General features: G+C 58.3%; 10 protein-coding genes. 3 read left to right on the top strand and 7 right to left on the bottom strand.

Features of this window, described 5'->3' with window-relative positions; all coding sequences use genetic code 11:
• The 5 genes from GXX82_05540 to GXX82_05520 form a co-directional block, all read right to left on the bottom strand.
• On the bottom strand, positions 1–360 hold a 360-nt coding region (locus tag GXX82_05540; GenBank protein NLT22490.1), incomplete at its 3' end, for an FtsW/RodA/SpoVE family cell cycle protein.
• Positions 347–2,152: a penicillin-binding protein 2 gene (mrdA, locus tag GXX82_05535; GenBank protein ID NLT22489.1), complete on the bottom strand. Its 1,806-nt coding sequence runs from the start codon at positions 2,150–2,152 to the stop codon at positions 347–349. The genes mrdA and GXX82_05540, both read right to left, overlap by 14 nt.
• On the bottom strand, positions 2,152–2,643 hold the full coding sequence (gene mreD / locus GXX82_05530) for a rod shape-determining protein MreD (protein ID NLT22488.1): 492 nt from the start codon (positions 2,641–2,643) through the stop codon (positions 2,152–2,154). Before mreD ends, mrdA begins: the two co-directional genes overlap by 1 nt.
• Entirely contained in the window at positions 2,640–3,440 is an 801-nt protein-coding gene (mreC, locus tag GXX82_05525; protein ID NLT22487.1) for a rod shape-determining protein MreC, read from the bottom strand. Before mreC ends, mreD begins: the two co-directional genes overlap by 4 nt.
• Before the next feature lie 12 nt (positions 3,441–3,452).
• Positions 3,453–4,493, bottom strand: coding sequence for a rod shape-determining protein (locus GXX82_05520; protein ID NLT22486.1), 1,041 nt, complete (start codon positions 4,491–4,493; stop codon positions 3,453–3,455).
• 115 nt (positions 4,494–4,608) lie between these two features.
• Here GXX82_05520 and GXX82_05515 point away from each other — a divergent pair, with 115 nt between their 5' ends.
• From GXX82_05515 to rsmA, 3 genes are read left to right on the top strand one after another with little or no spacing between them, the layout of a single operon-like run.
• Positions 4,609–6,000, top strand: a complete 1,392-nt coding sequence (locus GXX82_05515; GenBank protein NLT22485.1) for a hypothetical protein — start codon at positions 4,609–4,611, stop codon at positions 5,998–6,000.
• 14 nt (positions 6,001–6,014) lie between these two features.
• Positions 6,015–7,010: a tRNA (adenosine(37)-N6)-threonylcarbamoyltransferase complex transferase subunit TsaD gene (tsaD, locus tag GXX82_05510; protein NLT22484.1), complete on the top strand. Its 996-nt coding sequence runs from the start codon at positions 6,015–6,017 to the stop codon at positions 7,008–7,010.
• A 10-nt stretch (positions 7,011–7,020) separates the two neighbouring features.
• Positions 7,021–7,800: a ribosomal RNA small subunit methyltransferase A gene (gene rsmA, locus GXX82_05505; protein NLT22483.1), complete on the top strand. Its 780-nt coding sequence runs from the start codon at positions 7,021–7,023 to the stop codon at positions 7,798–7,800.
• 124 nt (positions 7,801–7,924) lie between these two features.
• Here rsmA and GXX82_05500 read toward each other — a convergent pair whose 3' ends face one another.
• A complete protein-coding gene (locus GXX82_05500) occupies positions 7,925–8,842 on the bottom strand; it encodes a methylenetetrahydrofolate reductase (GenBank protein ID NLT22482.1) in 918 nt (305 codons plus the stop codon).
• Positions 8,839–9,507 (bottom strand): hypothetical protein, encoded by a 669-nt coding sequence (locus GXX82_05495; GenBank protein NLT22481.1) that lies wholly within the window; start codon positions 9,505–9,507, stop codon positions 8,839–8,841. Before GXX82_05495 ends, GXX82_05500 begins: the two co-directional genes overlap by 4 nt.

Below are 9,507 nucleotides of genomic sequence, written 5' to 3'. Positions count from 1 at the left end.
GACGAGGATGGGCTTCATGAGCTCCGATGGTTGAATGCTGAAGCCGAAGAGGCTTATCCATCTCTTTGCGCCGCCTGCCGCGAGCCCGATGATAAGGACGAGGATGACAAGGAGGAGTCCTCCGAGATATATCCAGCGGGAATGACTGGCTATGATGCGGTAGTCGTAGTACATGATGACGGCGATGAGGACGAGGCCCACGGCGAAGGCTATGAGCTGCTTGATGATGAAATTGTAGGATCCGCTCGAGAAGGAACTGGTGGCGCTCACGAGATTCAGAAGGCCGATGCCGAATATCAGAAGGCCGTTGATGATAAGGTACCAGTCGAGGTGGTAGTATCTCCGTTTATCTATTCTCATGTGCCCTTGCTTCCTTTATGACCGGTTTGACCTTGAAGAGGGTCTCCGTTATGCCCTTGGCTATCGGCGCGGCAGCCGACGAACCGTGGAGCCCGTGCTCCACGAGGATCGCCATGGCAATAGAGGCGTCCTCGGCTGGCGCGTATGCGATGAACCAGGCGTGATCGCCGAGCCTCACTTTGTCCGAACCCGCCTGGGCCGTGCCCGTCTTGCCGCACATGAGCACGTTCTGCACGCGCGATGCCCCGGCGGTGCCGCCCGGTTCGTTGACAACCCCACGCATCCCGTCCCTGACGATCTTCAACACCCCGGGTTTGAATTTCACATCGGCGTTCACGACGGGTTCGAAGGTCCTGACCGTCTTGCCCTCCGTCGATACGATGCGGTTGACGATCTGGGGCTTGAAGTTCTTGCCGTCGTTCGCAACGAAAGACGACAGCTGCGCGAGCTGGACCGGCGTAAGCCAGACGGCGCCCTGGCCGATGGCCACGGAGACCGTTTCGCCTTCATACCAGGGCTGGTTATACCGTTTCCGCTTCCATTCCGTTGATGGGAGAAGACCCTTCTGTTCGTTGGGGAGGTCTATCCCGGTCACCCGGCCGAGACCGACGATGGTGCCGAACTCGTGGATGCGGTCCACGCCCAGCCTGAGGCCGACATTGTAAAAGAAGACGTCGCAGGATTCCACGATGGCGCGATGGACTGACACCGAGCCGTGACCGCCTTTTTTCCAGCACTTGAAGACGCGGTTTCCGTAAGCGAATCCTCCACCGCAGGTGAATGTTGTGCGCTCGTTAATGATGCCCAGTTCGAGCGCCCGCATCGCCGTGAGTATCTTGAAGGTCGACCCTGGCGGGTACCCGCCCTGGATGGCCCTGTTCTGCAGGGGGTGCGCCTTGTCGAGGGCGATCTTCTGCCAGTCCTGCTTGGATATGCCCGAGGCGAAAAGGTTGGGGTCGAAGCCAGGCCGGCTGGCAACGACGAGGGCGCCGCCCGTCTTCGGGTTCAAGGCCACCGCGGCACCCTTCCTTGTCTCCAGGGCCTTGTCGGCAGCAAGCTGGAGCTCAAGGTCAAGGTTCAGGTGAAGGCTGTGCCCCGGAATGGGGTCGACGACGTCGAGGGTTCGCACCTCACGCCCGATGGCGTCCACCTCGACGCGTTTTTCCCCGTCGACCCCCCTGAGGTCGTTCTCGTAAGACCTTTCGAGGCCGTATTTCCCTATATAATCGCCCGGGGAATAGTCCTTGTACTTTTTCTTGTCCTTGAGCTCTTCGTCGCTTATTTCCGACACGTACCCGATGACGTGCGCGAACGCCGCCGCGTAAGGATAATTGCGCTTCGGCTCTATCTGTATCGAAACGCCCGGTATGTATACGCGGTGCGCCTCGACGCGGGCAACCTCATCCATGGGGATGTCGGACTTGATCTTGATGGGAAAGGAAGGCGGCATTCCGCTGGCCGCCTTCATCTTCTCTATTATCTCCTCGCGGTCGCAGGCGAGAAGACGGGCAAGCCCGTCGACGGTCTGGCTGAAATCCCTGATATCCTCCGGTGTCAGGTAGATGTTGAAGGAGGGACGCGTGTCGGCAAGGACCTTGCCGGTCCTGTCGTAGATGATGCCCCGCGGCGCGACGATCTTCTTCACCCTGATGCGGTTCTGCTCAGAGAGCTTGCGCATCTCGGAGCCGCGCATGATCTGCAGGTCCCACAGCCGGATGAGGAGGACCGTCATGGTTATGACGAGAACAAGGGTGCACCATTTGTACTTGTTCGAAAGGTTCTCGTCCTTCATCAACTCCTCTCCAGGAAGGTTTCATTGAGCTGTTCGATGAGGGAGAAGAGCAGTATGGACACGAAGCCGGTGACTATGGCGTTGGGGATGGTGTAGAAGAGTATGTTGAGCGCGCCATGGGCCTCACCACGGGCGAAGAAGGTGAGGGCCAGAAAAAGAAGGGATTGAACGACCACGGACGCGCTCGACAGGTAAGCGAAGCTGTACTTGGACTCGACGAAGAATTTCCTGCGCAACACCACGGCTATGAGATAGATGAAGATGGTGGTGAACAGGAGCGAACCGCCGGGAGCCGCGGAAAGGCTTTCTTCGGCGAGGCCGATGCACACCGCGGCGACGAGTCCCGACCTTGCTCCCAGGAAAAAGGTGGCATAGAGAACGATGGGCAGTCCCAGTTCCGGTTTCAGGACATCAAGAGAGACATGGGGTGAGATCACGGTCTCTATGAGGAGAAGCACGATGCCGAGGATTATGTAGACAAGGGTCTTCATTTCTTGATGAGCAGGACTTCTTCAAGTTGTCTGAAGTTGTTGTACGGCATGACGTCGATATCCGCGAAGATCCCGGCCTTGTTCCTGTTGGCCGTTATGACGATCCCCGCGGGGATTCCCTTGGGGTATATGCCGTCCTTGCCGGATGTGACGAGCTTGTCGCCTATCTCGATGTCATCGTTCTTGATGACGTATTTCAGCTTGACCGTGTTCTGCCCGGTGCCCTCGAGAAGTCCCCGGGTGTTCTTTCCCTCGACGTTGACGTCTATAGAAGAGTTCGTGTCATTGAGCACCATGACCTTCGCATGCCAGAGGTCCACCTCGACGACCTGCCCGACTATCCCCTTCGGCGTCACCACGGGCATCTTTTCCCTGACATTCTGCTTGCGACCCTTGTCGATGATTATGCAACGGAACCAGTTCTTCAGGTCTTCCCCGATGACTCCGGCCGCTATCATCGTGTTCGGTCTTTTCTGGGTGAAGTCGAGAAGCTTCCTGAGTCGGGCGTTCTCCCGTTCCGTCTCGAGGAGCTTTTGATTCTCGATGTAGAGCTTCTCGTACTTTTCACGCAGCTCCTCGTTCTCCTTCTTTGCCCCGACGAGGTTGAAGTAGGAATCGAAGAACCCCCCCACGGAACTGACGGGCTTGCTCGCGACACTGAGTACCGGCCCGAAGACGCTGCCGAGGCCGCTTTTCACCCTGGAATAGGACTTTGCCACGAAGGGAGCGTTCGTAAAAGAGAGGAATGATATGACAAGAACGAGAATGGCTATGATTATAGCTATCGAGTTTCTCAAGTCGCCACTATCTTAGAAATAGGTTGCTATCTCTTTCAGGAGACTCACCTCGTCAAGAGCCTTTCCCGCGCCTTCCACAACGGCCGTCAGGGGATTCTCGGCAATGATGACGGGAAGACGGGTGACCTCCTTGATGAGGGTGTCCAGGTTCTTGAGCATTGCCCCTCCGCCGCTTATGACGATACCCTTGTCGACGATGTCCGACGCGAGTTCGGGCGGCGTCCTTTCAAGGGCTATCCTGACGGCCTCGACGATGGCGTTCACCGGTTCGTTGATGGCCTCCCGAATCTCCTTGGACGAGATCTCAAGCGTCTTCGGGATGCCGCCCACGAGGTCCCTTCCCTTGATCTCCATGGTCATCTCTTCTTCTTCCGAGCTCGGATAGGCCGACCCGATGCTGATCTTGATCAGCTCCGCGGTTCTCTCGCCGATGAGGAGGTTGTACTTGCGCTTGACGTACTGGATGACGGCCTCGTCGATCTTGTCGCCCGCGACGCGCACCGAGTTGCAGTACACAATGCCGGCGAGGCTTATGACGGCCACCTCTGTCGTGCCCCCGCCGATGTCGACGATCATGTTGCCGCTCGGCTCCGTGATGGGCAGTCCAACGCCTATCGCGGCGGCCATCGGTTCCTCTATGAGGTAGACCTCGCGTGCACCGGCGGACTCCGCTGATTCCTTCACGGCCCTCTTTTCAACGGGGGTGATGCCCGATGGCACGGAGATGACGATGCGGGGCCTGGCGTAGGATTTCTTGTTGTGTATCTTCTGGATGAAGTACTTGAGCATTGCCTCGGTGATCTCGAAATCGGCGATGACGCCGTCCTTGAGCGGCCGGATGGCGACGATGTTTCCCGGGGTCTTGCCGAGCATCTTCTTTGCCTCTTCGCCCACGGCTATGACCTTTTTCGTCCCCCGGGAATCCTTGTGAACGGCCACCACGGAGGGCTCATTGGAGACGATCCCCCGGCTTTTCACGTAGACGAGCGTGTTTGCCGTCCCCAGGTCTATTGCCAGGTCTTTTGATATAAATCCAAAGAGTGATTCGAACATCGACTCTCCCCTCAACCGCGAATTTTAAAAGTTATTGAAAAAACAGCCTTAATATACTATTTTAAAGTTTCAAAATCAATATTCTTTAGAGGTAATAGGACGAATGCTCAAGTTCATGAGAAAATATGCTAGAAGCTACCTTATCAAGATCATCTTTGCCGTGATCATCATCGTCTTCGTCTTCTATTTCGGGGCAGGGTCAATCAGGGAGAGGGAGACGGTGATCGCCGAGGTCGGTGGTTTCGACGTCAGGGACGCGGAGTACCGGGAGTCGTACAAGAACGAGTTCGAGATATTCCGGCAGCTCTATCGCGACAAGATGGACGACAAACTCCTTGCCGACCTGAAAGAAAAGGTCCTCAGTGACATCATCAACAAGTATATCCTTCTCGCCGAGGCCAGGAAGCTTGGTATCTCGGTGAGCGACCAGGAATTCGCCGACCTCATGGGGAGCGTCGAGGCCTTTCGCAAGGACGGGAAATTCGACAAGGAGAGGTATCTTGCCGTATTGAAGCAGAACAGGACCGACGCGGAGCAGTTCGAGACGTCCCAGAGGACGATGCTGCTTCTGCGCAAAATGGTCAGCATCATCAGGGACACGGGGGCTCCCGTCTCCGATGCCGACATCTGGGCCGGGTACGTGAGGGAGAAGGGAAAAGTGGACCTCGCGTACTCGCGCTTCGACCCTGCGGCGTACAAGGACAAGGTCTCGGTCACGGACAAGGAATTGAATGATCTGTATGAGAAAGAAAAGGACCGCTTTCGCGGTGAGAACACCTTTCGCCTGAAATACATTGTAATTGACGGCGCGGGCAACCTTAAGGACGATCAGGCTTACATGGACCTCCTCAAGGCAAAGGACATCGACGCCTATGGCAAGCAGAAGGGCCTTGCCGTATCGGACACGGGAGATGCGCGCCAGAGCGAGATTTTCAAGAGGTTCAAGGCCCTGAAGATCGAGACGTGGCTCAAGGACCTGAGGAAGGGTGACATTTCCCTTCCCGCGCGCGATGACGGGAAGTCGTACATCTTCCAGCTTGTTGAGCGCGAGGATGGAAAGCCCATGGAGAAGAGCGTGGCCCTGGCGACCCTCAAGGCCAGGATAGCGAACGGGAAGGCGAAGGAAATGGCCCGTCTTGCGGCAGAGGACGCTCTCAAGACCAGATCCGCGGCGGCAAGGACCACGACGGGTTTCATCTCGCGGACGGCCACGTCGATCCCGAAGCTGGGAGAGGTCCCAAGGGACGCCATGGATCTCCTCGGGCTCACGAAGGAAAACCCTGTCTACACCAAGCCTGTCGAGATAAACGGAGATTACTACATATTCTCCTTTGCCGGCGAGCAGGATCCGGACAGGAAGGAATGGGAGAAGAACAAGGAAGGTTTTTCCCGGTACTACGCGGCAAGGCAGAGGGAACAGTTCCTGAGGTCCTTCATCGAGGAATCGAAACAGACCATGCTCAAAGACGGGAAGATCAAGATACTCAAGCCCGCGAAGGAACTCTGACAGAAGCCCCGCCCATGGTGATCCTCGGCATCGATACCTCCTGTGACGACACGTCGGTGGCGGTCATGGAAGAGGGCCGGAAGATCCGGTCCCACATCGTCTCCAGTCAGGCGGACCTGCACAAACGCTTCGGCGGGATCGTTCCCGAGATAGCATCCCGCAAGCACGTTGAACAGATAGGCGCGATATACGAAGAGGTCCTTGCCCGGGCAGGCGCCTCGGCGCGGGATATAGACCTCGTCGGTGTCACCGCCGGGCCGGGGCTCATCGGAAGCGTCCTCGTCGGTCTCTGTTTCGCCAAGGGATTCTGTCTCGCCCTCGGAAGGCCCCTTATCGGGGTGAATCACATAGAGGCCCATGCCATGAGCATCTTCCTTGAGCGCGAGGTGGATTTCCCTTTCGTCGCCCTTGTCGTCTCCGGGGGACACACGATCATTCTCCTCATGGAGGCGCCCTGCCGCTTCAGGGTGCTCGGCTCCACCCGCGACGACGCGGCCGGGGAGGCCTTCGACAAGATCGCGAAGTTCCTCGGCATCGGCTATCCCGGCGGGAGGATAATAGAGGAAATGGCCAGAAGCGGCACGAGGGATTACGTTGCCTTTCCCCGCCCCATGATGGACGGCAACACCTGCGATTTCAGTTTCAGCGGGCTTAAAACGGCTTTCCTCACCTACGCGAAGAAGCATACGATAGACGATTCCACCATCAACCACGTTCTGGCCTCCTTCCAGGAAGCCATATGCGATGTCCTGGTGTCGAAGACCATAAGGGCAGCGAGGCTTGCCAGGATAGAACGGATCGTTGTCGGGGGTGGCGTCGCTGCCAACGGCAGGCTCCGCGAGGTCTTCTTCGAGCGTTCGCGGCAGGAGGGCATCGAGGTCATGATCTCGTCTCCCGAGTTCTGCACCGACAACGGGGCCATGGTGGCATCGCTGGCTTCCTTCCATGCCGACGCGGGGATGTACTCCGGTCTTGATATCAAGGGGTATTCCCGGATGGCGATGAAATGATGCGGCGGTCATGCTGAAAAGGCGCTTCTCGCAGAACCTCATAAAGGACGGCAACATCCTGCGCAAGATGGTGTCTCTCGCCGGGATCACCGCCGAAGACAGGGTGGTGGAGATAGGGGCCGGACAGGGTGACCTGACGCGGGCCATCGCCTCGTCGGCAGCGGGCGTGGTCGCCGTCGAACTGGACCGCGAGATGATGCCCCACCTTGAGGCGGTATGTCTCGCTTTTCCCAATGTCGAGATCCTCCCCGGCGACATACTGGGTGTAGACATAACCAGTCTCGCACGGGGCCGGACCGTCAAGGTGATGGGGAACATCCCCTACGGGATCACGGGACCCATCATTTTCAAGCTCATCGGTGAAAGGCGGTCCATTGAGGGTGCCTATCTCACCGTGCAGAAGGAGATCGGCGAGCGCATGACCGCGAACCCCGGCACCAGGGCGTACGGTTCGCTCTCGGTGGCCTCGCAGCTCGTCGCGGATGTGAAGGTCCTCATGCATATCAGGGCTCACGTCTTCATCCCACCGCCGAAGGTGGACAGCATATACCTTGCCATGCGTTTCCGGGGTGACGCGTACGACGTCGACGATACCCTCCTTTCTTTCATCCGCCAGGCCTTCAGCCACAAGCGTAAATTCATGCGCCGCGCCCTTCTTGAGGTCTTTACCGACGCCGAAGTGGAAACCCTCTACGAGGAAATGGATTTCCCCCGCTCCGTACGGGCCGAAACCCTGGAGCCCCGGACCTTCCGCAGGATGTACGAAGTCTTGAAGAAAACGAGAGAATAAGAAACCGTTTCAGGTCTCAGGTTCCAGGTTAGACACCTCAAACATGCGACGGGCGACGTGTGGGTGTTTCTTTTGATCTTCAACTTGAAACTTGAAACGTGGAACCCGAAACGGTTTTCTCCCCTTACGGTCTCGGATGAAGGCCCGCGCCTTTCACGATGTCGGGGACTATCTCTTCCCATTCTATGGCCATGATGTGGATCCCGGCCACGCCTTCGATGGCCCGCACTCTCTCGATGGTCTCGAGGCAGATCGCCACGCCTTCCTCGCGGTGGCGTTCCTTCGGCACCGATGCCATGCGCTCCACCAGGTCGTCGGGGACATCCATCCCGGGAACGGAATTTTTCATGTACCGGGCCATGCCGGGCGATTTCATAGGAGTGATGCCGGCGAGGATGGAGGCCTTCTCGTGAAGGCCGAGGTCACGGACCATCTCCATCCAGCGGGCAAACTTCTCCACGTTGAAGACGCACTGTGTCTGGATAAAACGGGCACCGGCGGCGATCTTTTTTGCCAGCCTCAAGGCACGTATTTCAAAGGGGTCGGCGAAGGGGTTCTCGACGCAGCCGATGAAGATATCCGGTTTCACCGTGATCTCGGCGCCGCTTGAGAGCCTGCCTTCATCGCGCATGGCGCACGCCATGTCGACGAACTGGATGGAGTCTATGTCGTAGACGTTCTTCGCGCCCGGGTGGTCGCCGAACGACTGGTGGTCGCCGGAAAGGCACAGTATGTTCCTGATGCCAAGCGCGGCGGCCCCGAGGATGTCGCTCTGAAGCGCTATGCGGTTGCGGTCGCGGACGGTCATCTGGAGCACGGGGTCGAACCCCATCTCTTTCAGTATGAGGCAAGCCGCCATGCTCGACATGCGGACGACGGCCGTCTGGTTGTCGGTGACATTCACGGCGTCGACGAAACCCTTGAGATACCCGCCCTTTTTGCGGATGGCTTCCGGGTCCGCCCCGCGCGGCGGGCCGCATTCCGCCGTGACGGCGAAACCACCGGAGGTGAGCACTCTTTCCAGGTTGCCCGGGGCCGTCATATCCTCATATCCTCCCGCGTCCTCTTTCTCGGCCCTCCGTCGCGCGATGTGGACCAATCCCTCGGTTTGGCGATCTCGCCATACCTCGAGAGCTCTCCCGAGGCCTTGAGCCTGTCAATGATAAGCTGCCAGGCACAGGGGGTGCCGTCGCGAAGCTCACATTCACCGTTCCGCGACCCTCCGCAGGGGCCGTTCATGATGCTTTTCGCGCACCTCGTGACGGGGCATATGCCGCATGTCCTGTCGAGAACGCAGTCTCCGCATCCCTGGCACCGCTCCGCCCACACCCCGTGTTCCTCGGTGACGCCCATGAATCGGGTGTTGAGGCCGGGCAGGACCCGAAGCCCCTGGCAGGTTTCGGCGACAACCTGGACACCGCAGCCGCAGGCGAGGGAGAGGACCGCGTCGTATCCCTCCAGCATCTCCGCAAGGGGATTGACGTACTCGGGGTCGCACTGGCGCTCGAGCGTCTTTTCATCGACCTCGACGGAGCGGCCCTCGGCCTTCCTCTTCATGCGGATCTGCGAGGCGAGAAGGGCGACCTCTTTCGCGCCCCCGGCCGCGCACACGGTGACACACTCATTGCACCCGACGAGAAGGATCTTCCCGCAGGACTCTATCATCCCCATGATCTCATCAAAGGGTTTCCGGTCAGCAACGATCAT

Source organism: Syntrophorhabdus sp., from assembly GCA_012719415.1.
GTDB lineage: Bacteria > Desulfobacterota > Syntrophorhabdia > Syntrophorhabdales > Syntrophorhabdaceae > Delta-02.
Note: the sequence above shows the minus strand (reverse complement) of the source record. Positions and strands in the feature narration are given on the sequence as shown.

Coding starts and splice junctions, on each gene's coding strand:
- mrdA (NLT22489.1), bottom strand. CDS start 2,152: ATGAAGGACGAGAACCTTTCGAACAAGTACAAATGGTGCACCCTTGTT.
- rsmA (NLT22483.1), top strand. CDS start 7,021: ATGCTGAAAAGGCGCTTCTCGCAGAACCTCATAAAGGACGGCAACATC.
- GXX82_05495 (NLT22481.1), bottom strand. CDS start 9,507: ATGATCGTTGCTGACCGGAAACCCTTTGATGAGATCATGGGGATGATA.
- GXX82_05500 (NLT22482.1), bottom strand. CDS start 8,842: ATGACGGCCCCGGGCAACCTGGAAAGAGTGCTCACCTCCGGTGGTTTC.
- mreD (NLT22488.1), bottom strand. CDS start 2,643: ATGAAGACCCTTGTCTACATAATCCTCGGCATCGTGCTTCTCCTCATA.
- GXX82_05520 (NLT22486.1), bottom strand. CDS start 4,493: ATGTTCGAATCACTCTTTGGATTTATATCAAAAGACCTGGCAATAGAC.
- tsaD (NLT22484.1), top strand. CDS start 6,015: ATGGTGATCCTCGGCATCGATACCTCCTGTGACGACACGTCGGTGGCG.
- GXX82_05515 (NLT22485.1), top strand. CDS start 4,609: ATGAGAAAATATGCTAGAAGCTACCTTATCAAGATCATCTTTGCCGTG.